Origin of the sequence: uncultured Bifidobacterium sp., assembly GCF_963540075.1 — a bacterium.
Classification (GTDB): Bacteria; Actinomycetota; Actinomycetes; order Actinomycetales; family Bifidobacteriaceae; genus Bifidobacterium.
Map to the genome: position 1 here is coordinate 115,671 of NZ_CAUTOG010000001.1, position 26,999 is coordinate 142,669.

The window sequence follows — 26,999 nt, forward strand, 5'->3', positions numbered from 1 at the left end:
GCGATGTCCGGCGTCGCACGGACCTGGTCGGTCCGCCGTCGTATGGCCGGTGCGCATGCTCCGTGGGGCGCCGCTTGTGGCGGTCGGCCGCATGTCGGAGGCGTGATGCTCTGGACGTCGTGGTTCAGTCTATGCTAGCCGCCGTCCCCGGACGAAGCGCCGTGAGGGCCGTCGCGGTCCGCAAGGCGGGCGAGAGACGATTCGGGAGAGGTCCCTATCCGCGTCGCGAGTCGAGCCTGTGCCATGCCTGTTCGGCCGCGTTGAGCTGGGCCTTGCGCTTGGAGCTGCCCCGGCCGACGCCGAGGACCTCGTCGTCGCCGATCACCGCACGGGCGGTGAACACCGGCGCGTATTCCGGCCCGTCGATGGCCATGAGGTAACGGGGGTCGTCGATTCCCATGTCATGGGCCTTGACGGTCAGGGAGGTCTTCCAGTCGAGGGCGGGGCCCTCGGTGGCCACTTCGGCGAGGGTGTCGTCGATGAGGCGGTGGACGACGTGACGGGCCTCGTCGATGCCATGCGAGATGAAGGTCGCGCCGATCAGGGATTCGACGATGTCGCAGAGGATGGAGCTTTTCTCGGCCCCGCCCTGCTCCGCCTCGCCGTGCCCGAGAAGGATGAACGGGCCCACATGGAGCTTCTCGCGGGCGATGGCGGACAGGGCCTCCTCGCTGACGGCCTTGGCGCGCATCTTGGCCAGCTGGCCTTCGGTCATGTCGGGATGGATGCGGTACAGCGTCTCCGTGGCGACGAGCTCGAGGACGGCATCGCCGAGGAACTCGAGCCGCTCGTAGTTGGGCGCTCCCTCGTGTTCGTGGGAGAAGGAGCGGTGGGTGAGGGCCTGCACGAGCAGGTCGGGGTCGAGCCGTGTGCCCAGAACCGAGAGCAGTTCGTCCCGTGGCGAACCGCCGGACGCTCCGCCGCGTCCCCCCTGGCGCTCGCCGTCGCCCGGCGTCCCCTGATGCCCGGCGGGGTCGGTGACGTCGGTGGCGGATGCGGCGGTCGTCCGGTCGTCATCCCCGTCGGCGCTGGTCGTGCCCGCGTGGTCTCTTGGGTCTGCGGTCGTTGCGGTCATGGTCCTGAAATCCTCTTCCTCGGACGTTGTTCCTCGGCGGTGGGCGGATCGTGCCCGATTCCATCGGGGATGGAATCGGGCGCCATACGCGAAGGACCCCGCCACCCGTCGATGGCAGGGCCCCTGATGCCTTTCGCTCGCCTTTCAGGCGCCTTCTGGCCGGCGCGTCCCGCGCGCCGAACCCGGCTACTTGGTGTGGCCGGGCTGGATGGCGTCCTTGTAGGTGCGGCCGCGGAAGGATCCGCAGCTCGGGCACGCGGTGTGCGGCAGGGTGGGGGCCCCGCAGTTGGGGCAGCTCACCGTGTTGGCGGCCGCGGCCTTCCAGTTCGCGCGACGCGAATGCGTGTTGGCGCGCGAGGTCTTGTATTTCGGCAGTGCCATGATGTCCTCTGTTTCGTTCGAACGTCTGCTTATAAGCGTTCCGTATGGTATCGCACCCCCGCAACATTGTCCATAGCGGGGGTGCTGCCATTCCGGAAGATGGGCCGTGGCGGCGGTGCGGCTAGGCGTTCGTCTCCGCGCCGCCGCCCGCGTCGTTCCCGGCGGCACTTCCGGGGTCGTCCTCGGATTCGTCGTTCCCTCCGGCCATCCGCCGCCGCATCTCCTCCAGGGCGGCGAAACGGATGTCCGCGATCTCGTGACGGTGGTCGGGGTGCTCGTTGAGATTGGTCCCGCACTGTGGGCAGAGCCCTCGGCAGCCCGGACGGCACAGCGGCTGCAGCGGAAGCGCCCCGACGAGGGTGTCGCGCAGCAGGGCCTCGAGGTCGGCGACGGTGCGGTCGTCCGACAGCGGATACACGTCCCCGTCCTCCTCCTCGCCGGCCACGATCTGCGCCTCGTGCCCGTCATCGGAATCGTCGGCGAAGGCCGTGAAGTCATAGGGGAAGAAGGCGGTGACGTCCACGCCCCACCTGTGGTCGAGGGGCGTCAGGCAGCGCGTGCATTCGGCATGGACCGGGGCGTCGACGTGCGCGGTGAGCACGAGCCCGTCCACCACGGAGTCGAGGCGCCCGGCGACATGCACTTCATCGCCCTCCTTCACGCCGATGACCTCGTCGCCGATTCCGGAGGGCGCGGGGAATCGGGCGTCGACGTCCTGGCTCCGGCCGGCGGAGACCGTCAGCTGAGCGATGGGAAGGGCCCAGGGGGAATTCTCGGGTCGTGTGGTGGATCGTCTCATTCTCTGATGCCGTCCTTGAGGTCAGGTGATGTCATTCGTCCGGATAGTCGTCGTCGCTCAGATGCGGCATCTCCGCTCCCGCCTGGTCGCGCCGCTCCTGGAGCACGTGCAGGCCCGTCTGGATGTCGTGGTCGATCTTCCCGACCTGCTCCTGCAGGCTGGACATCACCCTGGTGCAGTAGTCGTCCGCGCCGTGGGTGAGGTGGTCGGCCCTGGCCTGGGCGGCGTCGAGTATCGCGCGGGCACGTCTGCGGGCCATGTCGGTGACGTTCTGCTGTCCCGTGAGGAACTCCGCCTGCTCCTGGGCCTGACGGACCATCTCCTGGGATTTGCTCTGAGCGGACGTGACGATCGCGCTGGCCTGGTTCTGGGCGTTGTCGAGGCGGCGTTCCGCCTCGCGCATCAGCGCGGAGGCCCGTTCCAGCTGTACGGGGAGCAGGTCCTTGAGATGGCTGAGACGATCCTCGAACTCCTGCCGGTCCACCCGCGCCGTGCCGGGGAAGAGCAGGCTTCCCCTGGCGTCCTCGAGCATGCCCTGCAGCCCGTCGATGATGTCGTACACCGTCGTGAATTCCTCACGGCTGTTGTCGTCGCGGTCGTCGGATGCCCCGTCGCGGCCCTCCTGCAGGTCGGGAAGCTCCTCCATCACCCGGGATCGCTCGATGGACGGGGAGGGGGCCGCCCCGGCGTCTGATGCCAGGGACCCGCCCTGCGCCGGTTCCGCGGCAGGCCGAGTCGCGGAACCGGCGCGTGTGTGCCTGCCGTGGTTGGCGGCCGTCTCCGAGGCCTCCGGAGCGTCATGCGGCTCCGATTGCGGGTCGACGGCGATTCGCCGCTGCGCGGTGTTGTCGGCGGTGTCGTCGTCCGCGTCGTCATCTGCCATGAGAATCCTCCTTGGGGACCGTCCCCGTTTTCTGCGGCCCGTCGTCTCCGGGCCGTGCATCACCGGGCTGCTCGTGGCTCAGGGCGTCCGTGAGCAGCGGGATGACGCTGTCCGGAACCATCCCCCTCACGTCGCCGCCATGTCGCGACACGTCCTTGACGATCGAGCTCGAGATGTGCTCGAGCACCGGATCGGCGGGGATGAACATCGTCTCGATGCCGGCCAGCTTGCGGTTGACGAGAGCCATGCCGAGCTCGGCCTCGTAGTCGCCGTTCTGTCGCAGCCCTTTGACGATCAGGGTGGCGCCGACCCGCGTGCAGTAGTCGGTGATGAGCCCTCGCGTCGAAGCGACGACGACGTGGTCGTATCCGTCGTCGTGCAGGGAGCGGCGAATCATCTCCACACGCACCGGCTCCGGGAACATGGGCGTCTTGGCGGCGTTCACCGCGACCACCACATGCACGGCATCGAAGAGCCGGGCGCAGCGCTCGATGACGTCCAGATGACCGGAGGTGACGGGGTCGTACGATCCGGGGCACACGGCGATAGTCATGGCCCCAAGCCTACCGCGTGAGGGCGGCGTCCTGCCGGTTCCGCGCCGTATCATGGGGGCAGCCATGGGGCCGGCGTCCCGACGGTTCCGGAATCCATCCTTCCGGGACGCGGGTCCTGGACCGGATGCGGTCACCTGGGTTCGGCGGGATGCGGACCGGAGTCAGCCGGAGAACACGGAGGGATGGAGACACGATGGGAGACGTGATGGAATCGACGAGAACGACGACCGTGATGGACGCCGACGCGACGACCGAGGGCACGCAGGGCGGTGCGGGCACCAGCGTCCTCGAAAGGACGCAGACCAAGGAGAAGCCCGCCCGCACCGGTGACGGCGACGCCGACCGCTTCGCCCACTACGTCTCCAAGGACCGGATCATGGAGTCGCGCATCACGGGACGTCCGGTCGTCGCCCTCTGCGGCAAGGTGTGGGTTCCGAAGCGCGACCCTTCGAAGTACCCGGTCTGTCCCGATTGCCGACGCATCTACGACCGGATGATGGGCGAGGGCGAAGGCGAGGACTAAGGGTTCCTGCCTCCCCGCACGGGATTTCCGGATCCGCATGGCCCCTCGCTGCAGCGCCACCGTCTCGGCTACAGCACCACCGTCTCCGTGGGAATGGCCGGGTCGCCCTTCATCAGCGACAGCGCGGTGATGGGCAGCTCGGCGAGGGCCTTCGCGCGGTAGCCGTGTGCCGTCATGATGGCGTCATGGCCCTGGTATCGCGGATTCGCCCGGCCGTGGTCCATGTAATCGACGAGCAGGTCCTTCCAGCCTTCCTGCGGATGGAACGCGGCGAGTGCGTCCTCGGAGCCCGAGACGACGTGCTCGGCGTCGGCCAGGCCGTATTCGTAGGAGCGGAAGGCGAGCTTGCGTCCGGGGACCGTGGCCTTGTCCTTCGACTTCTTCGCCACGGGCTCCATGCGTCCGTTCGCGCCTTCGCGTTCGGTGAGCTTGTACACCATCGCGCAGGTGGGGGCCCCCGATCCGGTGACCAGCTGCGTGCCCACGCCGTAGGAGTCGACGGGTGCGGTCTGGAGGGCGGCCAGCGCGTACTCGTCGAGGTCGTTGGTGACGGTGATCTTCGTGGTCGTGGCGCCCAGCGCGTCGAGCTGGTTGCGCACGCGCTGCGCGAGGGCGGCGAGATCCCCCGAGTCGATGCGCACGCCGCCGAGATCAGGTCCGGCGACCTCCACGGCGGTCCTCACGGCCTCCTCGATGTTGTAGGTGTCGACGAGAAGCGTGGTTCCCCTGCCGAGCGCCTCGATCTGGGAGCGGAAGGCGTCGGCCTCGGAATCGTGGACCAGGGTGAAGCAGTGCGCCGCGGTGCCGATGGCCTTGAGGTCGTACAGCTGGGCGGCGAGGAGATTCGCCGTGCCCTGGAAGCCTCCGATGACGGCCGCGCGGGCCGCGGCCACGGCGGCCCATTCGTTCGTGCGGCGCCCGCCCATGTCCATGCACGGCCTGTCCTTGGCTGCCGAGGCCATGCGGGAGGCGGCGGATGCGACCGCCGAATCGTAGTTGAGGATGGACAGCAGCAGCGTCTCGAGCAGCGTGCACTCGCCGAAGCTGCCCTCCACCTGGAGGATGGGGGAGTCGGGGAAGAACATCTCGCCCTCCCGATAGCCGCGGATGGATCCGGAGAAGCGGAAGTTCTCCAGCCAGCGAACGGTTTCGGGGCTCACGACCCTCCGGTCGCGCAGGAAGCGCAGGTCCTCCTCGTCCAGGTGGAAACGCTCGAGGGCGTCGAGGATGCGCCCGGTTCCCGCGACCACGCCATAGCGGCGTCCGGCGGGCAGATGCCTGGTGAAGATCTCGAAGACGCAGCGCCTTCCGGCGGTCCCGTCCTTGAGGGTGGCGTCGAGCATCGTGTACTCGTACATGTCGGTCATCAGCGCCGGCGAATAGTCAGTCATCATGGCCCTTCCTCATTGCCCCGGTTTTGTCCCCCACTGTAATCGCCGGACGGCGTCGCGGGGAGCGGCGGACGTGGCGGAAACGGAGGATGCGGCGAAGGGACGGGAGCGGGAGTCGGCGGAGCGCAGCGGGCGGCGGACGCGAAGGTCTGCGCGGGTCCGCCCGGTGCAGGCCCTGGTGGCCCGTCCTGCGGCTATGCTTGCGCTGCATGGGGATCAGAAGAGTCATCACCGCGCTGTGGCGCCTGGCCATCGCCGCCCTGTGCTTCGCCGGCACCTACGAGGGATGGACCGCGGCGAACAAATGGGTGTACTTCACCTTCCAGACGAGTCTGGTTCTGGGGATCGTCATGCTGTGGGCGGGCGCGGCCACGCTGCTGGACGGCGTGCAGCCGCCCGCCTGGCTCAAGGGCTGCGTGACGATGTACACGATCATCGTCGCCGTGGTGGCCTATGCGCTCCTGGCGCCCTCCGACCCGGCGACCACGCCCCATATCCTCGGCATCATGACCACGACGATGGTGCATCGCCTCGCCCCCGTCATGGCCGTCGTCGACTTCCTGCTCGCGGACGAGCACCGCCGCTTCCGCTGGCACTACACGCTGAGCTGGCTCGCCTACTTCCCGGTGTATCTCGCCTTCGTGCTCATCCGCGGCTGGCTGTGGCCGCATTCGGGGCCGGAGCCCGGCGGCAGCCCGTATCCGTACTTCTTCGTCGACCTGCCGAAGATCGGCTGGGCGCAGATGGGCGTGAACATCGTCGTCTACCTGGGCGCGTTCTTCGTGCTCGCGCTGGTGCTGTTCCTCGTCGACCGCATCCTTCCCGCCCGGCCGCTGATGGCCGGCGGCAAGGGGGGCAAAGGGTCGCGCCCGCGGGGGGCGAAGGCCAAGGGCTGAGCCCCCTCCGTTCGGTCGGGGGAGCCGGGAACCCGCGGAGGACTCTCCATTCCGCGGAAGACCCCGGTGATACCGTGAGGGGCATGGCAGAGATCAAGGACAAGCTGGCATCGGGGACGATCATCAGGGCCGACGGGCGCGGGGTGGACGAGATGAGGCCCACCCGCATCACCAGGCATTTCACGGATGCCCCCGAGGGCTCCGTGCTCATCGAATGCGGCAACACGCGCGTCATGTGCACGGCGACGTTTACGCAGGGCGTGCCTCGCTGGAGGCGCGACAGCGGGCTCGGGTGGGTGACCGCCGAATACGCCATGCTGCCCCGCGCCACCTCGCAGCGCACCGACCGCGAATCCGTCAGGGGCCGCATCGGAGGCCGCACCCACGAGATCAGCCGTCTTATCGGGCGCTGCCTGCGCGGCGTGGTCGACATGGCCGCTCTCGGCGAGAACCAGATCCAGATGGACTGCGACGTGCTTCAGGCCGACGGCGGCACGCGCACGGCCTCCATCACCGGCGCCTACGTGGCGCTTGTCGACGCGCTTCGCTGGGGCGAAGGGCATCACGCCATAAAATCGGCCGACAAGGCGCTGAAGGACCGTGTCTCGGCGGTGTCCGTGGGAGTCATCGACGGCACGCCCATGCTCGACCTGCCCTACGTCGAGGACTCCCGGGCCATGACCGATATGAACGTGGCGATGACCGGCGCCGGGACCTTCATCGAGATCCAGGGCACCGCCGAGCACCGTCCCTTCAGCAGAACCGAGCTGGGCGTGCTGCTCGACCTGGCCGAGAAGGGCAACCGCGAGCTGCAGCAGGCGCAGCTCGCCGCGCTCGCGAAGGACTGAGGGGACTTGCGGATGCGCATCATCGTCGCCACGCATAACGAGGGCAAGCTCGTGGAGATCCGCCGCATCCTTGCCGACCATCTGGGCGACGCGGCATCCCGCGTGGAGCTCGTTTCCGCCGGGTCCCTGGGCCTTCCCGACCCGGTCGAAACGGGTACGAGCTTCGAGGCCAACGCGCTGCTCAAGGCCCGGGACGTAGCCCACCGTACGGGCCTTCCCGCGGTGGCGGACGATTCGGGCCTGGTCGTGGACGTCATGGGGTCGGCCCCAGGCATTCTCTCGGCCCGCTGGTCGGGCGTGCACGGCGACGACGAGGCCAACAATCGTCTTCTTCTCGCCCAGCTGTCGGACATCCCCGAGGAGGCACGCACGGCGAGGTTCCGCTGCGCCGCCGCTCTGGTCGTGCCCGACTCCCCTGCCGGCGTCGATGCGGATGGTGCGTCGGACTCCGTCTTCGTGGTGCCGTCGGCGGAGGATGACGTGACGCCCATCGATGCGCTTCCCTCGGGCCTGGGCGCTGCGGGACTGCAGACCGTGGCCTTCGGTGAGATGCCGGGCCGCATCATCCGCCACCCCCGAGGAGGGCATGGCTTCGGCTACGATCCGCTGTTCGTTCCGGACGACCAGCCGACGTGCACGGCCGGCTCCGGGAATCCGCTGACCTCCGCCGAGATGACGCCGGAGGAGAAGAACGCGATCTCCCACCGTGGCCGCGCCTTCATCGCGCTGGTGCCCGCCGTTCGCCTGCTGCTGGGGGAATAAGCCTCCGGTCGATAGGGTCCGACCGGGCCGGCGTCAGGTCGTGAGCATTCTCAGGTCGTGAGCACCAGATGGGCGGCGACCATCGCCACGGCCCCCACGACGGCGGTCAGCGACAGCGTGAAGCCCGCCAGACGGGCGTTGCCGAGCACCCTGTCGGTGAACATCGTCGAGAAGATCGCCGTGGGCGCCAGGCAGCACAGCACCACGGCCTGCCTGACGGTGGCGTCGAAGGGCAGCAGCGTCCAGGCGGCCACGGCGAGAAGCACCCCGCAGGGCAGCCGCCAGGCGAGCACTTCGAGCACGTCCCGCACGTCATGCCGCGTCGCCGGCAGCTCGGTGAGCATGCCCACCATGAGCATCGCGCAGAAGGCGTTGGCGTCCGAGAAGGGCTCGCAGACCGCAGCCACCCATTCGGGGAGTCGCATCCCGGCGATCATCAGGACGATCATCAGCATGTAGACGTCGAAGGACGGCGAGGTGATGAATCCGCGTATCACCCGTCTGAGCGAATCCCGGCGTCGCAGCCTGCGGGCGTCGCGGTCGGAGCTTTCCGGGACGGAGGCGGCGGGGATGGCATGGGACGCCGTCGAGGCGGCGACGGGGGAGGTCGGGGATGCGGTGGGGAGGGAGACCGGAGCGGACTTCTCCTGGTCGGCCAGCGTGCGTCCGGGCTCGATATGCAGCAGCGACTGCGTGAGCACGTTGGTTCCGGCGGCCACCATCACGCAGTTGCCCACGTCGAACATCGCGGCCGGAACGAGACCCGCGCCGCCCACGAGGGCCTGGACCATGGGGAAGGTGAAGCATCCGATGTTGAATCCGGAGCCGTTGAGCATGACGAAGGCCCGGTCGGCCCGGGAATGGCGGCGCGTGGAGACGAAGATGAGCAGGGGCGGCACCAGCGAGGCGACGAGGGCGAAGGCCGACACCCACAGGAGCCCGATGCTATGCGGGTTCGCGGCGAAGGAGTACGTGATGGCGCCGGGGAGCACGATGTCGAATTCGGCCGTCTGGATGACTCTGTAGTCCCGGGGCCGGAACAGCCCCAGACGCTTGAACGCGTATCCCAGGGCGATGATGGCCAGAAGCACCACGGGCCGTATGATCGCCGACATACCGGCAATACTATGCCCGGCCCCGTGACGAGGTCAGGGAACCGAGGGAGCACCCCAGCGCCAGCAGGGCGATGGCGACGAGCAGCGCCAGGACCCGGCCCGCTCCCGTTGTGGTGGCCGCCGCGACGTGGACGGGGTCGGCCCGCTGCGACGCGGCCACGATCGTGGTGGCGACCGCCGTGCCGACGGCTCCGGCCAGCTGCTGCAGCGTGTTCATCGCCGCGTTGGCATCGGTCTGCAGTCCCCGTGGAACCGCCGCATAGCCGTGGGTGATGGTCGTGGGCACGCACAGCCCCTGCCCCACGGCGAAGACGGCATAGAGCAGGAGGTAGGTGGCCATGCCCGCATGCCGGAAGACGACAGCCATGGCGAGCACGGCGGCGAGGACGAGCGCGTTGCCGGTGAGGATGGGGCGGGCCGGTCCGAGGCGGTCGAGCAGCCATCCGCTGGAGGGGGCGAGCACGACGCCCAGGGCGCAGCCCAGCAGCAGCAGGCATCCGGAGGCGAAGGCGCCGGCGCCTAGGGAAAGCTGCCCGACGTTGGGGAGCAGATAGCCGAGGGCGAGCACGGTGAACTGGATGAGCATGACCATCAGCAGCGACAGGACGAAGACGCGGGAACGCAGGATGCCCGGGCGAATCAGGGGATTCGCCGCCCTTCGCATGCGCAGACCGAAAAGCGCGAGGGAAACGGCCGTCGCGGCGAGCAGCCCGAGCACCCTGGAGCTCGTCCATCCGGCTGAGGACGCCGTGGTGGTGGCGAGGATGAGGGCGGTGAATCCGCAGGACAGCGCGATCCAGCCGGGCCAGTCCATCGGCACCCGTTCGATGGGCGTCACCTGACGAATGCTGGCCGCGCCCATGACCAGAGCGACGACCATGACGGGGAGCAGGGCGGCGAAGATCGTCCTCCAGCCCCAGCGTTCGATGACGAGTCCTCCCAGCGAGGGTCCCAGCGCCGGGGCGAGGGCGGTGATCGCCGAGGCCGCGCCCATCATCAGGCCCATCCGATCGAAGGGAGCCTGGTCGAGGACGATGGAGAACATGAGTGGCAGCGCGATGCCGGTGCCCACGCCCTGCAGCAGTCGCGCGGCCACAAGACCCGCGAAGACGGGCGTCACGACGGCCAGCGCGGTTCCGGCGAGGAAGAACAGCATGGCCGTGACGAACAGCGACATCGTGGTGAAGCGGCGCTTGAGCAGCGAGGAGACCGGAAGCATGACGGAGAGCACGAGCAGATAGCCGGTGACGATCCACTGCACGGTGGAGGTGCCGATCGAGAACTCGCGCATCAGCGTCGGGAAGGCCACGTTGAGGGCCGTTTCGACGAGCACCCCGCCGAACGACATCAGACCCGTGGCCAGCACGGACAGAAGCAGCCGGGCGTCGACGCGGCGCTCGAAGGGAGTGGACGGAAGATCCGGCGTGGCGGTCCCGGGAGGGGACTGCCGCGCCTCCGAGGGCTCCCGTGGGTTTTCGGAGGCGGATGTGGGTTGCTGGTCGTCGTGTGGTCGGGTCATCGCATGCATCGCTCCCGCACTGTACCCGACGCCTCGGGGATTCGCCGGTTGCGTTTCGTTACATGGCGACGGCTTGGCGTCCCACCGGTTTCCGCCATACCGGTCCTCGTCTGCGATGGCCGCTAGATTGGACGGGTCGCGCGCATGGCGGAATTGGTAGACGCGCAGGATTTAGGTTCCTGTGGCTTAGGCCCTGGGGGTTCGATTCCCCCTGCGCGCACGGCCGGTTCCCGCTCCCGCTGCATGTCGGTCCGCGGCTGGGCGCGTACCGGTGATGGGTCCGTTCTCGGCGTCGTCGTGCGGCGCTTCCGCGTCCGGTTCCTCGTCGTCCCCGTCATCGACGGCGGTGGCCGTCATGTCCCCGTGCTCGGAGTCGTCCTGTGGCTCCTCGGGTCGACGCAGACCCCCTCCGACCAGTCGGAAGAAATCCCACAGCGTCCCGTCGATGTCCGTGGTGCGGTCGCGCAGCCATTGGATCTCCAGCCCGTCCGCCAGCGCGGTGATCGTTCGCACCGCCGCCGTGGGGTCCCATTCCGGCTGTAGGATCCCACGGCGATTGGCCTCGGCCATGACGGGCTCGAACATCCGGTGGATCATGGCGGTGCGGGCAAGAAAGTATTCATGGGCGGGGTGGCCTGGCTCGGCCGAGGCGGCCTGCATGCGGATGAACAGCTCGATGAGCCCCGGCGTGCGCTGCGTGTCGTGCAGTCCGGTTATGAGCTTGTCGATGATGTCCAGCAGGTCGGCGTCATCCTCGTCTCGGGGGCCCAGGACGGGGACGCCGTTCACGACCGCCACGATTCCCGATTTCTTCAGCCGGCGCATCATGAGGCGGAAACGGCGTTCGTCGCGGGCCTTGACGATCTGCACGAAAAGGTCGTCCGTCGAATGGAAGTAATGGAGAACCCCCGCCTGAGAGAGGTCGACGGCCTCGGCGACGTCCTTGAGGGTGGTTTCTCCGAACCCCTTGCGGCCGATGATCGATAGGGCCTTGCTGAGAATCTCTCGGCGCTTGGCGATGCCTTTGGCGTATGACCGGTGCTCGACCAATTCCTGGTTCCTTTCGGCGGACACATGTAGTTCGCGTTCCCGTGGCCGGCGTGCGCCGCCGCTGCCGGAAAAGGCGGGCGGCGCACGGCCGTCGGGCGTCGTAGGCGGTGCCGTTTCCCGTTGGGGTTCGGCGAGAACGCCGCCAGTATACAGTTCCGAAGAGGCCCGCCGACGACAGGGTTCCACGTTCTCGGCGTGTCGCATGAATTCGACCGTCATTAGTTTTTTGCCACCCTGGGCGCGATAGTCCCAAATCCGCGGCATGGCGTGCTTTTGAGGCGATCCGGCCCGACTCGGGATTGAGTCCGGAAAGCGACGGATGAATATCAAAAGCTAACAAAATTCGGTATACCGAATACAAACATGAGCAAAATTTAGTTTATTTTCCAAAAAACCGAATCACACTCAATTTCTCTGATATGGTGAATGCACGGCGACGCGAAGGTCGCCGGAACGTTCGAACCGCGCCGGGGCAGACAGCCGGACCCCCGTCCTTCGACACCCTGGGATCATACGGGGTCGCCGGCGCGGTAAGGACGCATGGCTGGCGAAGATGGGCCGAGGGGCCGTCGCCGGCCTCGATGCGGCTTCCTGCGCGCATCGGATATTCGAGAAGGGGATGATCGCCATGCTGGGAAGCCATCACGGACGGCATGCTTCGTCGCGGTCGGTCGATCAGGCCACGAGACGCGCGGCGGCCGTCGTCGCCGCATCGGCACTGACCCTGGTCTCGCTGCTTTCCTTGTCCCTTTCCCCGTCCCTGACGGTGACGGCCTCCGCGGACGATGACGGGTCGGGCCTCGTCGACGAGACCTTCCAGAACTCCACGGTCGATGACGACCGCTGGCTCGCCTTCGGAAGCGCCTGCCTGACCGCCGCGCAGCGCGTGGCCTCGGCTCCGGCCTCCACGTCGCACCAGCTGGGTGGCTGCTACTACCACGACTATTCCGGCCGAAACGGCCAGCAGACCGACTACACGGGCGCCGGAGACGAGCATGGCTATCTGCAGCTCACGGACAACTCGGGCGGGAAGACCGGCACGGTGCTCTACGACCGGGCCATCCCCTCCGCCGCGGGACTTGACATCAGCTTCTACCAGTACCAGTTCAGCGGCACGGGGGCCGACGGCATCGGCTTCTTCCTCACGGACGGCTCCTACACGCTCGACGAGCAGGGACCGGCGGGCGACGGAGTGGGCGGCGCGCTGGGCTACGGGTCCATCACCACCGCCTCGCAGAACACGGGCGACGCGACGACGTACGTCTCGGGCATCGCGCATGGCGTGCTCGGAGTGGGGCTCGACCGCTTCGGCAACTACAGCCGTCAGGGATACGTCGGTGTCAACTGCGGCGTCAGCGACACCTGGACCCTCCATCCGAACTCGGTGACCCTGCGCGGCTCCGGGAACGGCACGAGCGGCTACTGCATCGAGAAGTCGACGACTCTGGGCTCCACGACCTTCATCTCCACGTCGCCGGCCTCGCGCACCGATACGGGCGGCAATACGGGAACGCTTGTGCACATCAGGATCACCGTGCCGGATTCCGAAGGCAGACAGTATCTCACCGTCACCCTGACGAACAGCGCCGGCCAGAGCGTCACGCCCATCGAATCCCAGCAGGTGACGCTGCCGAAGACCGTCAAGCTCGGATTCTCGGGCTCCACCGGCGGCTCCACCGACGTGCACTTCATCCGCCGCATCGGCATCACGACCATCGAGCCCCTCGGCGCCATCAACCTCGTCAAATCCGTGAACCATGAGACCGGCAGCGGGTCCGTGACCGGAGGCACCACCCGGACGGTCTTCACCTCGGGCGACTCGATCCCCTATTCCTTCCTCGTCACCAACACCGGAACGGAGGACCTGAGGAACATCGCCGTCACCGACCCGAAGATCACGGCCATCACCTGTCCGTCCACGACGCTTGCGGCCGGTGATTCCATGACCTGCACCGGAACCTATTCGTCGGTGACCGCGGGCGAGGCCGGTTCGGGGACGGTGGACAACACCGCCGGCGTCAGGGGAACCACGGTCGGGGACGGGAGCGACGTGACGGACACGTCGACGGCCACGGCCCCCACGTACACCACCGGAACCGTCTCCGTCACCAAGAAGGTGGACGGCACGGCCGCCGCCGCCGTCTCGACGGGCGCCGACTTCACCGTCGACTACGGCTATCCGGCGGGAACGTACGAATACTGCTCCGCCGAAGGGACCGCGAAGGCATCGGACGCCAAGGAAACCTATCCGGCCGGATCGGGCACGATCGTCGTCCGTGCCGGGCAGACCGCCACGTCGGACGCCATTCCCACGGGCGCGACGGTGACGCTGAGCGAGAAGGCGCCCGCCGCGGTCGAGAACGCCACCTGGTCGGGCCCGGTCTTCAGCTCGAACGTCGTCACGGTCGGCTGCGAGGGGACCACGTCCTCCGCGACGCTGACCAACACCCTCGTCGGGGCGCCGGGCTCGGTCTCCTGGGCCAAGACAACCGATGACACCGCGGAGGGATACGTTCCGCTCGCCGGATCCCGCTGGAGGATCACCACAGGCGACCCGACGACGGATCCGGATGCCGAGGCCGCCGTGGATGCCGATGGCACCACGCTTGACGACATCACGGAATGCGGTCCCGGCGGAGCGGCGACCACCTGCGAGGGATATGCGGCGGGCTCGTTCCGGATCGGCGACCTGCCCTGGGGAACGTACTACCTCCAGGAGACGGAAGCCCCGGCCGGGTACCAGCGGGATCCCACGGCCTACCGCTTCGTCATCGGCTCCGGAGGCCTGGACGTGACGGTCACCTCCGCATCCCGCACATCGACGGCCACCGTCGATGCCGCCACGGCCGACTCGTCGGGGTCCCCGACCTCCGGTTCCGACGAGTCGTCCACCTTCGAGGGGACGTCCGATTCGGTGGCCGATGCATCCGCGGGACTCGCCGGCTCGACCGGGCTGGCGGGGACGGAGCCGAAGTCCATCGTCAACGCGCAGCGCGCCGTTCCGGACCTGCCGCTGACGGGCGGCGCCGGCGCGCAGGAGTTCATCGCCGCCGGCACCATCCTGGCCGTGCTGACCCTCGTCGTCGCGGGCGTACTCGTCGACAGACGACGACGCTCGTCGCAAAGAACCCGCCGACGGCACATACGCCGCAAGCTCGAACGTCGACAGGATGGACGGGTGGGTCCTCCGGCTCGACGACGGAGGAGCCCCGCCGATGACTAGGGGCTGAACCTCGGCCTCGGCCGGACTGACCGAGGCGCGACACGGCATCACACATGGAACGTCCTTCCAAGGCGCCCGAGCGGGCGCCAGGGACCAGTGCTTCCCTGAACGGCATTCGATGCGACCCTGACGGATGGCGTCGCCCGCGTCCATGCACTTTTCCCAGGCGGCATCCGATCGCGTTCCGTTCCTTCGTAGCCTCGTTGGGACGACCGCCCCGGAATCCGCTTGCCGATCCTCCGAACCCATTCGTTCCGCTTCCGATCGGAAGACCTGGAAATCAGAAAACCAAGAAATCAGAAAACCCCAAGAAAACACAGAAGGAGAAGAAGGACATGAGAATCACACGACAGGGGACAGGCCGACTGGTCTCGGCCGTAGCGGCCCTGGGCATGCTCGTCGCCGGGCTGGCCGCCCCCGCGGCATCCGCCACGACGACCGACCCGGTCTACGGCAACATCGACGCGTCGAAGACCGGCTCCATCATCATCCACAAGCATGAGCGCCAGACCGGCGACACGGTCGTCAGCGGCTCGCCGGACGGGACAAGCGGCGTCGGCACCAAGGGAATCAAGGACGTCACATTCACGGTCTACAAAGTGGACGGCCTCGACCTCGCCACCAGCGCCGGCTGGACGAACATCGACAAGGTGACGCTTCCCGGCAGCGTCACGGCCGACACCACGATTGACATCAACGGGACGGAGCATGGTCTCACCGCCGAGACGACGGTGACCACCGACTCCGACGGCGTGGCGACGGCCCCCGGCCTGTCCGTCGCGGCCTACGTGGTCGTCGAGACGGCCCATCCGGCCTCGGTCGTCGACACGGCCTCGCCCTTCCTCGTCACCATCCCGTACCCGGATTCCTCCGGGACGAAGGGCTGGCTGTACGACGTCCACGTCTATCCCAAGAACGGCCAGGCGACCATCAGCAAGACGGTCGACGACCAGACGACAGCCGGTCTGGGACTCGGCTCGACGGCCTTCTTCCCCGTGACCGTGACGGTGCCGACCCTGGACGAGGACTCCAGCTTCTCGTACTTCGTCGTCAAGGACCCCATGGATTCGAAGCTGTCGAACGTGACGGTTGCGGTCTCCCTGGACGGCCGGAAGATCACCGAGGATGAGGGCTACTTCACCTCCGGGAGCGGAAACACGGTCGTCTCCTTCACCCAGTCAGGTCTTGAGCTTCTCAAGACCAAGGGCGGGAAAAACCTGGTCGTCACCTTCTCCGGGACGGTCACGTCGGTCGGCACCATCAGCAACACCGCCTACCTGTACGTCGACACGCAGAAGACCTCCACTCCTCCCGATGATCCCGAACCGCCCGCCAATCCCCCCAGCACCCCCAGCGACACGGTGACACAGAACTGGGGAGCGTTGACGCTGCACAAGTACGACGCCGACTCCGGGAGCGCGAAGACGCCTCTGGAAGGAGCCGTGTTCGAGGTCTATGCCGCGAAGACGCCGTACCCCGCCGACGGGACGTGCTCCTCGACGGACACGACGGGCGATGCCGTCTCCGTGAACGGATCGACGACGTTCACCTCCACGGCGGACGGGACGGTGACGATTCCGGGCCTGTACGTCTCCGACTCCGTCAACGGCACGGTAAACAGCGTATTCCGCTGCTACGTCGTCAAGGAGGTCACGGCGCCCGCCGGTTACGTCATCCCCGTCGGTGACAAGGCCCTCACCGCGGTGAAGGTCGTCAAGGATGCGACCGTCTCCTCGGCCACTCCGGTGGACGTCCCCAACTCGAAGCAGACCATCCCCGGACTGCCTCTGACCGGCTCGAGCGTGATGATGATACTCGTCTCCGCGGGCGTGCTCGTCCTGCTGGGAGCGGGCGTGCTGGTCGTCGTCCGCCGCCGGGCGAACCGATAGACGTCGGATCGACGGGAGTCGACGATGACCGCCGCTGATCCGGCATCGCGGGTGGCCTTTCCTTCGGGCGAGGCCACCCGCCTTTCTCCCCGCGCCTCCGTGGCTCCTGGCGATGTGCGGATGGTCGCCGCAGGGGCGAGGGGTCGCGGCTCCTCCTTCTCCTTGGATCGTCAGGATCTCGCGCGACCACCACGGTCCCGCCGTTCGCACGGGATCCTCGACGGCGTGCTGGCCGTCATCATCGCCGTTCTGGTCGTGCTGGCGTCCTGCCTGATCGCCTATCCCTCGACGGCGTCGTGGGTGTCCGCGCTCAACCAGTCGGCGGTGGTGTCCGGAGGAGTGCCGGCATCCGACTCCGACGCGGCCCTTGACGCCCGGCAGCTGGCACTGGCGGAGCGATACAACGCCGGGCTTGGCTCCTTGGCCTCCTCGGCCGTGTACGACGCCGGGTCCAACGCGCCCTCCAGCGACGACGGCACGGCCCTGCACGGCCTGTACGACAAGGCCCTGGACGCGGGCGACGGCCTTATGGGCCGCCTGCAGATCCCCTCCATCGACGTGGACCTGCCCATCTATCACGGCACATCGGACGACACCCTGCTCCAGGGCGTCGGTCATCTCGAGGGCACCTCGTTGCCGGTCGGTGGCAGCGGCCAGCATGCCGTGCTCACCGGGCACCGAGGACTGGCGTCGGCCACCATGTTCACCCATCTCGACAAGGTGAGGACGGGCGACGAATTCACCGTCTCCACCTTCGGCCGCGTGCTCACCTACAAGGTCGTCCGCATCCAGGTCGTGGACCCCGACGAGACGAGGTCGCTGCAGCCCGTCGCGGGGGAGGACCTCGTCACGCTCGTCACCTGCACGCCCCTGGGAATCAACTCGCAACGCATCTTCGTCACCGGTGAGCGCGTGACGCCCACACCCGTGACGGCGGTGAAGGCGGCCTCGTCGAAGGCGTCCGTCCCCTCCCCGCCCTGGGCGGCCATCGTCGTGCTCGGGATCGTCACCGCCGACGTCGTCTGGCTGGGGCGCTCGTTGAAGAGGGAAGCCCGTCGGGGGCGGCATCTGGCCCCATAAGCGCTCCTGGTCGCATGGTATGAAGCACGTCATCATCGGAAAAGCGCCGGGTGGCTGGGTCTGTCGCGCATCCTTCTGCGGATCCACCCGCACATTCGAGTCCATGACGGAATGCCGTGGAAGTGGAATTCTTTCGCGGTTCTTGTTGTGCACCTGCTGACATCGGAATCCCGTTGACGAACCGCCCGGTGCCCTTGCCTGGCGATCCGCGTCCCGGAAACCTCTGGAATCACATCCGGAGCCACTTGACAGAATCGAACTGTCGACCTGCTCATTACGAGTGAGCCGCTCTGCCAACTGAGCTAAAGTGGCACGGCCCGGGCAGCATTCGCGACCCGCGCACAAGATGATGATGATACCGGAGGGTGTCGAATTTGTCACATCGCGGCGGCGTGGGATTTCCATTGACGGACGTCGGCGCGACAATGGACGGTATGACCGACGTGAATCCTGATATGTCAGATGCACAGACGGACGATGCCCCTTCGCGGTCGTCCACGGACGAATACGCTTCGCCCGTCCCCGAGGGGATGGAGGACTGCTATGCGGTCATTCCCGCCGGTGGCGTCGGCTCGCGCCTGTGGCCGCTGAGCCGTGGGGACCGCCCCAAGTACCTCTTCGACCTGCTCGGTCAGGGCCGCACGCTCATCCAGTCCACCTACGACCGCGTCTCGAAGGTCGTCGGCGCCGACCATGTGCTTCTCGTCACCGGGTGGAGGCATGTGGCGCCCGTGCGCGAGCAGCTTCCAGGGCTGCCCGAGGAGGCCGTCGTCGCCGAGCCCGTGCCCCGGGACTCCGGTCCGGCCATCGCGCTGGGCGCCGCCATCCTCGCACGCCGGCATGGCGGCGGGACCATCGTCGCCTCCTTCGCTGCCGACCAGGTGATTCGCGGGGACGAGGCCTTCGCCGACGCGGTCCGCCAGGCCGTGGCGGCCGCCCGCGCCGGCTACGTCGCCACCATCGGCATCGCCGCCTCGCGGCCCTCCACCGCCTTCGGATACATCCTGGAGGATTCCTCCCTGGCGGATGCCGTTCCCGACGCCCCTTCCGCGCGTCTGGTGCGGCGCTTCGTGGAGAAGCCGGACGCGGCCACCGCGCAGGCCTATCTGGCCACCGGCCGCTACCGCTGGAACGCCGGGATGTTCGTCATGCGCGCCGACGTGCTGCTCGACTGGCTGCGCGAGTCCATGCCCGTCCTGTACCAGGCCGTCACCCGCATCGCCGAGGCCTCGATGGGCACCCGCGACTCCATGGACGAGGCGATGGCGGCGCTGTGGCCGGGGGTGGAGAAGATCGCCTTCGACTATGCCGTGGCCGAGCCGTTGAGCCTGCGCGGGCGGGTGGCCATGATCCCCGGCGACTTCGGCTGGGATGACGTCGGCGACTTCAACTCGGTGGCGGCCCTCGTTCCGGGGCTTGAGGGAGGCTCGGTGAAGGTGCTCGGCGACGGCGACAAGGTCGTCGCCCTCGATTCGGCGGGGGACATCGTGGCCCCGGCCGCCGGGCGCACGGTGGCCCTGCTGGGCGTGGACGACCTCGTCGTCGTCGACACCCCGGACGCCCTGATGGTGGCCCCCCGGGCCCGCAGCCAGGAGGTCAGGCGTCTTGTGGAGCGGCTGCGCTCCCTGGGTCGGGACGACCTGCTGTAGGGGCGGTCGCGGACGTTCCGGCTGCGTCGTCCGGCGTTCCCCTCGCCATGTCCGTGCCAGGCCCGTTGGCGGATTCGCCGGTTCCGGCTGCGTCGCCGGCATCGCGCAGGATTTCGGCGTGTCCTCTCCCGCGCTTCGGCGCGGACAGCGCCAGCGCCCCCAGGAAGGGGATGAGCATGATCGCGCCGAACATGACGCGCAGCTGCATCCCGAGCGCTCCCGCCAGCAGCGACAGGACGATGCCGGCGGGCAGCAGGAACAGCGGCAGCAGCCGGCGGCGGTCCCGTCGGGCCGCGAGCACGGCGGCGGCGACAAGCGTCCAGGTGAGCAGGCCCAGATTGAACACGGCATGCGCCACCGGAGCCCATCGCGTGGTCGCGGCCTTCGCCTTGGTGGTGTGCAGCATGGCGGCGAGGATGCTGTACTGGTCGTCGGTTTTCTGCAGCGGGTTGATCGTCGACCCCATGAACAGCGCGTATGCCGTCAGACACGTCCCCGGGTTCGCTGTGCACAGGCTCGTCCAGTTGCGCAGGAACTCCGGCAGGTCGGAGTCGGTGAGGGACTCCACCTTGTTGGACATGACCACCAGCGGCTGGCTCTCGTAGTTCGAGGCCCATCGAGCGGCCGGTCGCATCGCCCGGAAGTAGGCGTCGGCGGTCGCGGGGAGGTTCTGCGGGTGACCGGTCTCCTGCCGGTAGTAGACGTAGGACACCTGCATGAGGGGGACGCCCAGCATCTCGGTCGTCGCGGAGGGCGTGGCGTGGAGCACCTGGTCGCAGTAGGCGTTCCAGGAGCCGGCGAGCGCGACGAAGACGAGGATGGACGCGGCCAACCGTCTCCATTGGCGCCTGTGGCGGATGAGCAGGAACACGAGCATCGCCGCCACGGGCACGAAGTTGTTCTTGCGCAGCTCGTTGACGAGGAACAGCGTGGCACCGAAGCCGACGAGGAACCAGGGGTGGCGCAGCACGGCCGCCCGCGTGTCCTCGATCTCGAAGAACTGCACGCACAGCAGCAGCATCGCCCCGGCGGCGAGGACGTCCTTGGTGCTGGAGACCGCGTAGGCGGGGAACAGCGGGTAGAGGCTCCAGACCAGGGCGGCGGCCACGGCCCAGCGCCGGCGGGCGTGCCGTCGCAGCACCTCGAGGGCCGCCGCCACGCACAGGCCGAACAGGACGGCCTGCAGGAGGTTGTCGAGCCACAGCTGGTTGCGTCCGACGAATCCAAGGAAGAAGGTGTCGAGCACGGAATGCTGGCGGCTGAACCTCCACGTCGCCCACTGGGACCGCTGGTACCGCGCGTCCGGCGAGTCGATGCCGGGGAACACGACCGCATAGGTCACGAGGTACGTGGCCAGCGGGAGGAGGACGAACCACCGCCTGCGCAGGGCGTCCATCGGCTTCGAGAGCATGCCGGCCATCATAGGGCGTCGCGCTGCGGGTTCGTGAGCGTGGCCGTCGTATGTCGGACGCACGCGTATTGGCGTGCGGTTCTGTCCAATTTTGTGAGTACCTTGTGAGGTGAAGTCAAGGACGCGTCCGAGGGCGCGCATGCCTCGCGCATGTCCGTCGGGCCGTGTCACCATGATATGAAAGGACCGATTCATGGCCATCAATCCGCCTGTCGACGCCACCTCGACCCCCGAGTGGGCGGCGCTGCAGAAGCACTTCGACAAGCTGCAGAAGGAGGGGATCAGCCTCAAGAAGTGGTTCGCCGATGATTCCGAACGCGTCGAGAAGCTGAGCTTCGACGCCGGGGACCTGCACTTCGACCTGTCCAAGAACCTCATCAAGCCCGAGACGCTGCAGCTCTTCGCCGACCTCGCCAAGGCCGTCAAACTCGACGAGCGCACGCGGGCCATGTACACGGGCGTGCACATCAACAACACGGAGGACCGCGCGGTGCTCCACACCGCGCTGCGCCGCCCGGATTCGGACGAGGGCAAGTTCATCGTCGACGGCCAGGACGTCGTCAAGGACGTCCGCGAGACCCTCACACGCATCTACGCCTTCGCCGACAAGGTCCGCTCCGGCGAGTGGAGGGGCGTCACCGGCAAGAAGATCACGACGGTCGTCAACATCGGCATCGGCGGATCCGACCTGGGTCCGAACATGGCGTACGAGGCCCTCAAGTCCTACGCGGACGCCGGCATCTCGGCCCGCTACATCTCCAACATCGACCCCAATGACATCGCCGAGAAGACGAAGGGCCTCGATCCCGAGACCACGCTGTTCATCATCGTCTCCAAGACCTTCACCACGCTGGAGACCCTCACCAACGCCCGCGAGGCCCGCACCTGGCTGCTTGATTCGCTCAAGGCCACCGGCGCCATCGACGGCTCCGAGGCGCAGAGCAAGGACGCGACCCGCAAGCATTTCGTCGCCGTGTCCACGAACCTCGAGAAGGTCGAGGAGTTCGGCATCGACCCGGCCAACGCCTTCGGCTTCTGGAACTGGGTCGGCGGCCGCTACTCGGTGGATGCCGCGGTCGGCACCTCGCTGGCGGTCGTCTTCGGCCCCCAGCGCTTCGAGGAGTTCCTCCACGGCTTCCACGCCATCGACGAGTACTTCGCCACCACGCCGTTCGAGAAGAACGTCGTCGTGCTGCTCGGCATGCTCAACGTGTGGTACCGCAACTTCTTCAAGGCCGCCTCGCACGCGGTGCTCCCCTATGACCAGTACCTGAACCGCTTCCCCGCGTATCTGCAGCAGCTGACCATGGAGTCCAACGGCAAGTCCGTGCGCTGGGACGGCACCCCGGTGACCACCGAGACCGGCGAGATCTTCTGGGGCGAGCCCGGCACCAACGGCCAGCACGCCTTCTACCAGCTCATCCACCAGGGCACGCAGCTGATCCCGGCGGACTTCATCGCCTTCGCCAACACGCCGAACCCGACGAAGGATTCCGGCCAGGACGTCCATGAGCTGTTCCTGGGCAACTACCTCGCGCAGACCAAGGCGCTGGCGTTCGGCAAGACCGCCGACGAGGTGCGCGCCGAGGGCACGCCCGAGGACATCGTCCCCGCCCGCGTGTTCACCGGCAACCGCCCGACCACGTCGATCTTCGGCGAGGCGCTGACCCCGTTCGCGCTCGGTGAGCTCATCGCCCTGTACGAGCACATCACCTTCGTGGAGGGCACCGTGTGGGGCCTCGACTCCTACGACCAGTGGGGCGTGGAGCTCGGCAAGCAGCTCGCCAAGCAGATCACCCCGGCGATCTCGCAGGACGACGCGGCGCTCGCCGAGCAGGACGCCTCCACCCAGAGCCTCATCCGCTTCTACCGCTCGAAGCGCACGCTCTGAGACGGGTCGGTCGCGTCATGGTCGCTGCTCTGCTGGGGCCGTGACGCGATGACGCCGTCATGATCGGCTTGCCTTCCGATGGCCCCCTGACGTTCAGCGCGTCAGGGGGCCATCGTCGTATCCGGTACGCGGTCTTCGGTACGCGGATCCGTATCCGGGATTCGATGCCCGGCGGCACCCGTCAGCCGGCGTCCTCGTCGTTGCGGGTCTCGATGTCGTCCATGTCGTCCTCGGTGGGCTCGTCGGCGAGGTCCTCCTCCGCCAGGGAGCGGGTGACGGATTCGGGTTCCGTCTCCTCGCGGATCTCGCCGTCTCTGGGCGCCCGCCAGTCGTCGAGGCCCTCGGCACCGGCATCCGCTCCGATGTCCGGGGCGCCGGGATTCGCGTCGTCGAGGGTGAGCAGGTCGTCGTCGGCGTCGTAGTCGAACAGCTCGCCGTAGCGTCCCCAGCCCACGGCGGTGGCGAACTGGCGTCGGGCCTCGATTTCGCCGTACCTGGGCAGCATCAGATCCACGATGAGCTCGCCGTGCACGCTGCCATGGTGGGAATGCAGCAGGGCCGAGTCGATGCTGCGCACCAGGGGCACGCGGTCGAGGGCCATGCGGGCGAACAGCCGCTTGCGGTCGAGGATGTCGGTCGTGCACCAGCGCACGCCGAGTTTGGTGGCGCGGATGCGGCCGTTCCGCACCTCGAGCACGCCGAGCAGGGTGCCCGCGTCCACGAGCGGGAAGAGGTCGTCCACTTCGAAGGAGAGGTCCGAGGCCAGATCGGAGAGCTGGACGCCCGCATTGCCGTGGTCGATGAGCACGTCGAGCAGACCCGTGATGCCGCCGGGAGTGGCGTCCGGCAGCGGCAGGGCGGAGGGGGTCGTCGGTGTGGGAGTCGTCCGTGTCGAGACCGCAGGGGTCGAGGTCGCAGGGGCGGAGGTCCCGGTCCCGGTGGTCGTCGCTGACGTCGCTGGCGACGTGGACGATGCCGATTCCGCCGGTTCCTCTGGCGTCCTCGTCTCGGACTCGGTCTCGGTCTCCGATGTTCCGGTGGGTCCTCCCGCGCCGGCTGCATTCGTCGTATTCGCCGGGCTCACCGCGCCGGCCGATTCCATGGAACGAGTCAAACCAGCCTGACCGGCAGAGCCTGCCGAGCCCACCGCCGGTGCAGCCGCCACTGGCGGCGTGATGGCTATGCCCGTCCCGGCCGTGGTTTCCACCGGCGCACCCGCGGCATCGGCGGCGACATCGGCGGCGGGAGCGCCGTCCATGTGTCCTGCGTCGCCGGTTGCGCCGTCCGCCTCGGCGCCGTGATGCCCCATGAGAACGCCGTACAGCCGGTCCACCGTCGCCTCGAAGGCCGCGCTGTGGCGGTCGCGTGGACGGGGGAGGTCGATGGGAACGGAGGCGGCCACGCGACCCGGGTTCGAGCTGAGCACGACGACCCGGTCGGCCATCTGCACGGCCTCCTCGATGTTATGCGTGATGATGAGCAGGGATCGGATGTCGCAGTCGTCGCTGAAGAACAGCCGCAGCACCTCCTGACGCAGGTTCTCGGCCGTGAGCACGTCGAGCGCGGAGAACGGCTCGTCCATGAACAGCGCGTCCGGGTGCAGCACAAGCGCGCGGGCGATGCCCACCCTCTGCCGCATGCCGCCGGAAAGCTCCTTGGGATACGCCGATTCGAAGCCGTCCAGACCGATGGAATCGATGGACGCCAGCGCCAGCTTCTCGCGCTGCCTGCGGGGCACCCCACGGGCCTGGAGGCCCAGCTCCACGTTGGCCTGCACGGTGAGCCAGGGCATGAGCGCGAAGGTCTGGAACACGAGGGCCACGCCCTGATTCGGCCCGGTGAGCGGCTCGCCCCGGTACGACACCGTGCCCTTGGTCGGCCGTACGAGCCCGGCGAGGACGCGCAGCAGCGTCGACTTGCCGGCGCCGGAGCGGCCCAGGAAGGCGACGATCTCGCCGTCGTACAGCGTGAAGGAGACGTCGTCGAGCACGGTGAGCTGCGAGCCCTTGTCGGAGACGAAGCTCTGGGTGATGCGGTCCGCCTCGATGAGCGCCTTGTCGGGCGAGACGGCCCTGAGGCTGCGCAGCATGCGTCGGCGGTCCTTGCGGCGCCGATGGGGGTCCGCCGAGGCGGCCGGATCCGCAGACGCCGACGTGGTTGCGCCCGTCTCCGGGCCCTCCTGTCCGTCGCGGAACATGGGATCATCCCTGTCCATCGTCCTTCCCCCTTCCGTTCGTCGTCATCCTCGTGGTCATCGTCATCCTCGTTCGCGATTCCTGATCATCGTCATCGCCATCGTCGCGGCCCCCTCGCGTCATAGCGAGAACCTCCGGCTGGCGAGCCTCTGCAGGGGCTGCCAGAAGACGCGGTTGACGGCCACGACGATGGCGCTCATCACCGCGACGCCGATGATGATGCGCGGGGCGTCGCCGCGCTGAGTGGCTTCGGTGATGTACGACCCGAGGCCCTTGGCGACAAGCGTGTGGTCCCCGTAGGTGACGATCTCCGAGACGATGGACGCGTTCCAGGCGCCCCCGGCGGCGGTGATCCCACCCTCGCACCAGGCGCCGAACACGGACGGCAGAATCAGGGTGCGCCAGCGCAGCGGGCCGCGCACTCCCATGCTGCGGGTCATCTCCTCGAGGTCGGACGGGATGGCGCTCGCCCCGGCGATGACGTTGAACAGGATGTACCACTGGGAGCCCAGCGCCATGAGCAGGATGCTGCCCCAGTTGATGTCGACGTTCCACGCGACGAACAGCAGCGTGGCGAAGGGGAAGATGAAGTTCGCCGGGAAGCTCGCCAGCACCTGGATGACGGGCTGCAGCGCCCGCGACAATCGCGGCTTCATCCCGATGGTCGCGCCTATGGGCACCCAGATGGCCGAGCATACGAGCGTGAGCAGGGCGACGCGCAGGAAGGTCAGGCCGCCGTCGGCGAAGGCGCGTCCAAGCTCGGCGAAGCCGGGACCCTGATGGATGAGCACGCCCAGGGTCACCGCTCCTGCGGCGAGCAGCGCGCAGCAGACCGTCGTGAACGCGATGTCGCCGGTTCTGCGTCCGGAGGGGTCCGCCGGCCAGCGCGAACCGGTACGGCCCAGCGGCCGGGTGATGACGTCCATCGCATCGCCGATGGGCCGGAACACGGAGGCCGTGAGATCGTCGAGGTGGGAACGGCGGATGACGCTGAGCACGAGACTCGACCGTGGTCCTTCGGCCGAGCCCTGCTCGTTGCGGAATCTCTGCGACCAGACGGTCAGCGGCCGCCAGACGAGCATGTCGATGAGCAGCACCACGACCACCATCGTGAGGATGGCCAGACCGATATGCCCCACCTCCTGGCGGGCGGCGGCCTGCTCCACGTAGCTGCCGATGCCGGGCAGGGCGTAGGTGGCATTGTTCACGGAAATCATCTCGGAGGCCGTGAGGAAGAACCATCCGCCGCTGACGCTCATCATGCAGTTCCACAGCAGGGGGATGGCGGAATTCGGAGCGTCGAGCTTCCAGAAGCGCTGCCAGCGGGTGAGGCGGAAGGACCGGGCGGCCTCGTCAAGCTCCTGCGGCTCGCTGAGCAGCGAGTGGTGGAAGGAGAAGGTCATGTTCCAGGCCTGGCTGGTGAAGATCGCGAAGATGGACGCGGCCTCCACCCCGAGCATGGAATGGGGGAACAGGGTGAGCCAGATGGTGATGGTCGCCGACAGGAAGCCCAGCACCGGCACCGACTGGAGGATGTCCAGCAGAAGCACGAGCACCTTGCCGACGCGGCGCAGGCGGGCGGCCGCAAGCCCGTAGAGGAAGGTAAAGATGAGCGAGAACAGCAGCGCGATCCCCATGCGCAGCACGGAGCGCAGGGCGTAGTAGGGCAGATGCGAGGGGTCGGTCGAGATCTCGGAGGGCGGGCCGGAGGGTCCCGTGGAGGCGGTGACGTCGGGCAGCACCCAGGCGATGACTCCGAACAGGGCCAGCACTCCGATGATGACGAGCACGTCCGAGACGAGCCGGGAGGCGAAGGAGGCCGGGGTGTCGGATGGGACGTGGAAACCGGTGAACATCGCGGTCAT

At 68.0% G+C, this 26,999-nt stretch carries 21 protein-coding genes and 2 tRNA genes; 10 read left to right on the plus strand and 13 right to left on the minus strand.

What is annotated here, in order from left to right; all coding sequences use genetic code 11:
• Positions 1-214: 214 nt before the first annotated feature.
• From rnc to coaD, 5 genes are all read right to left on the minus strand, one after another.
• Positions 215-1,075 carry a ribonuclease III gene (gene rnc / locus RWX87_RS00505; RefSeq protein ID WP_314685799.1) on the minus strand — a complete coding sequence of 287 codons (861 nt, stop codon included), beginning with the start codon at positions 1,073-1,075 and terminating at the stop codon, positions 215-217.
• Positions 1,076-1,261: 186 nt separating this feature from the next.
• Positions 1,262-1,456: a 50S ribosomal protein L32 gene (rpmF, locus tag RWX87_RS00510; RefSeq protein ID WP_314685800.1), complete on the minus strand. Its 195-nt coding sequence runs from the start codon at positions 1,454-1,456 to the stop codon at positions 1,262-1,264.
• A 121-nt stretch (positions 1,457-1,577) separates the two neighbouring features.
• Entirely contained in the window at positions 1,578-2,255 is a 678-nt protein-coding gene (locus RWX87_RS00515) for a DUF177 domain-containing protein (RefSeq protein WP_314685801.1), read from the minus strand.
• A 31-nt stretch (positions 2,256-2,286) separates the two neighbouring features.
• Positions 2,287-3,138: a cell division protein gene (locus RWX87_RS00520; protein ID WP_314685802.1), complete on the minus strand. Its 852-nt coding sequence runs from the start codon at positions 3,136-3,138 to the stop codon at positions 2,287-2,289.
• A complete protein-coding gene (gene coaD, locus RWX87_RS00525; RefSeq protein ID WP_314685803.1) occupies positions 3,128-3,691 on the minus strand; it encodes a pantetheine-phosphate adenylyltransferase in 564 nt (187 codons plus the stop codon). Before coaD ends, RWX87_RS00520 begins: the two co-directional genes overlap by 11 nt.
• Positions 3,692-3,924: 233 nt before the next feature.
• Between coaD and RWX87_RS00530 the strand changes: the two genes are divergently transcribed.
• Positions 3,925-4,215 carry a DUF3039 domain-containing protein gene (locus RWX87_RS00530; protein WP_314685828.1) on the plus strand — a complete coding sequence of 97 codons (291 nt, stop codon included), beginning with the start codon at positions 3,925-3,927 and terminating at the stop codon, positions 4,213-4,215.
• A 68-nt stretch (positions 4,216-4,283) separates the two neighbouring features.
• Here the strand turns inward: RWX87_RS00530 and RWX87_RS00535 are convergent, their stop codons facing one another.
• On the minus strand, positions 4,284-5,606 hold the full coding sequence (locus RWX87_RS00535) for a nicotinate phosphoribosyltransferase (RefSeq protein ID WP_314685829.1): 1,323 nt from the start codon (positions 5,604-5,606) through the stop codon (positions 4,284-4,286).
• A gap of 209 nt (positions 5,607-5,815) precedes the next feature.
• Between RWX87_RS00535 and RWX87_RS00540 the strand changes: the two genes are divergently transcribed.
• The 3 genes from RWX87_RS00540 (at position 5,816) to RWX87_RS00550 (ending at position 8,112) form a co-directional block, all read left to right on the plus strand.
• Positions 5,816-6,502 (plus strand): Pr6Pr family membrane protein, encoded by a 687-nt coding sequence (locus RWX87_RS00540; protein WP_314685804.1) that lies wholly within the window; start codon positions 5,816-5,818, stop codon positions 6,500-6,502.
• An 83-nt stretch (positions 6,503-6,585) separates the two neighbouring features.
• Positions 6,586-7,350: a ribonuclease PH gene (gene rph, locus RWX87_RS00545; RefSeq protein WP_314685805.1), complete on the plus strand. Its 765-nt coding sequence runs from the start codon at positions 6,586-6,588 to the stop codon at positions 7,348-7,350.
• A gap of 12 nt (positions 7,351-7,362) precedes the next feature.
• Entirely contained in the window at positions 7,363-8,112 is a 750-nt protein-coding gene (locus tag RWX87_RS00550; RefSeq protein WP_314685806.1) for a non-canonical purine NTP pyrophosphatase, read from the plus strand.
• Positions 8,113-8,162: 50 nt separating this feature from the next.
• Here the strand turns inward: RWX87_RS00550 and RWX87_RS00555 are convergent, their stop codons facing one another.
• Both RWX87_RS00555 and RWX87_RS00560 read right to left on the minus strand, forming a co-directional pair.
• Positions 8,163-9,227, minus strand: coding sequence for an AEC family transporter (locus tag RWX87_RS00555; RefSeq protein WP_314685807.1), 1,065 nt, complete (start codon positions 9,225-9,227; stop codon positions 8,163-8,165).
• Between the two features lie 10 nt (positions 9,228-9,237).
• Positions 9,238-10,746: an MFS transporter gene (locus tag RWX87_RS00560; RefSeq protein WP_314685808.1), complete on the minus strand. Its 1,509-nt coding sequence runs from the start codon at positions 10,744-10,746 to the stop codon at positions 9,238-9,240.
• A 138-nt stretch (positions 10,747-10,884) separates the two neighbouring features.
• On the opposite strand from RWX87_RS00560, the gene RWX87_RS00565 reads away from it, so the two are divergent.
• Positions 10,885-10,966 (plus strand) — tRNA-Leu (locus RWX87_RS00565).
• On the opposite strand, the gene RWX87_RS00570 is transcribed toward RWX87_RS00565, so the two are convergent.
• Positions 10,933-11,796, minus strand: coding sequence for a helix-turn-helix domain-containing protein (locus tag RWX87_RS00570; protein WP_314685809.1), 864 nt, complete (start codon positions 11,794-11,796; stop codon positions 10,933-10,935). The genes RWX87_RS00565 and RWX87_RS00570 overlap by 34 nt on opposite strands.
• A 628-nt stretch (positions 11,797-12,424) precedes the next feature.
• Between RWX87_RS00570 and RWX87_RS00575 the strand changes: the two genes are divergently transcribed.
• The 3 genes from RWX87_RS00575 to RWX87_RS00585 all read left to right on the plus strand — a co-directional run bounded on the left by RWX87_RS00575 (position 12,425) and on the right by RWX87_RS00585 (position 17,988).
• On the plus strand, positions 12,425-15,019 hold the full coding sequence (locus tag RWX87_RS00575) for a SpaA isopeptide-forming pilin-related protein (protein ID WP_314685810.1): 2,595 nt from the start codon (positions 12,425-12,427) through the stop codon (positions 15,017-15,019).
• Between the two features lie 335 nt (positions 15,020-15,354).
• Positions 15,355-16,908 carry a SpaH/EbpB family LPXTG-anchored major pilin gene (locus RWX87_RS00580; protein ID WP_314685811.1) on the plus strand — a complete coding sequence of 518 codons (1,554 nt, stop codon included), beginning with the start codon at positions 15,355-15,357 and terminating at the stop codon, positions 16,906-16,908.
• 24 nt (positions 16,909-16,932) lie between these two features.
• Positions 16,933-17,988 (plus strand): class C sortase, encoded by a 1,056-nt coding sequence (locus tag RWX87_RS00585; protein ID WP_314685812.1) that lies wholly within the window; start codon positions 16,933-16,935, stop codon positions 17,986-17,988.
• 239 nt (positions 17,989-18,227) lie between these two features.
• Here RWX87_RS00585 and RWX87_RS00590 read toward each other — a convergent pair.
• A tRNA-Thr gene (locus RWX87_RS00590) sits at positions 18,228-18,300 on the minus strand.
• Positions 18,301-18,518: 218 nt separating this feature from the next.
• Between RWX87_RS00590 and RWX87_RS00595 the strand changes: the two genes are divergently transcribed.
• On the plus strand, positions 18,519-19,637 hold the full coding sequence (locus RWX87_RS00595) for a mannose-1-phosphate guanylyltransferase (protein ID WP_314685830.1): 1,119 nt from the start codon (positions 18,519-18,521) through the stop codon (positions 19,635-19,637).
• On the opposite strand, the gene RWX87_RS00600 is transcribed toward RWX87_RS00595, so the two are convergent.
• Entirely contained in the window at positions 19,585-21,048 is a 1,464-nt protein-coding gene (locus RWX87_RS00600; protein WP_314685813.1) for a DUF6020 family protein, read from the minus strand. The two genes, RWX87_RS00595 and RWX87_RS00600, sit on opposite strands and share 53 nt — an antisense overlap.
• Before the next feature lie 193 nt (positions 21,049-21,241).
• Here RWX87_RS00600 and pgi point away from each other — a divergent pair, with 193 nt between their 5' ends.
• Complete coding sequence (gene pgi / locus RWX87_RS00605) at positions 21,242-22,939, plus strand: glucose-6-phosphate isomerase (RefSeq protein WP_314685814.1); 1,698 nt, start codon at positions 21,242-21,244, stop codon at positions 22,937-22,939.
• A 181-nt stretch (positions 22,940-23,120) separates the two neighbouring features.
• Here pgi and RWX87_RS06790 read toward each other — a convergent pair whose 3' ends face one another.
• Positions 23,121-25,028, minus strand: coding sequence for a nitrate/sulfonate/bicarbonate ABC transporter ATP-binding protein (locus RWX87_RS06790; protein ID WP_399552261.1), 1,908 nt, complete (start codon positions 25,026-25,028; stop codon positions 23,121-23,123).
• Positions 25,029-25,253: 225 nt separating this feature from the next.
• The gene (locus tag RWX87_RS00620; protein WP_314685815.1) at positions 25,254-26,999 is read right to left on the minus strand and encodes an ABC transporter permease subunit; all 1,746 of its coding nucleotides are present in this window, start codon (positions 26,997-26,999) and stop codon (positions 25,254-25,256) included.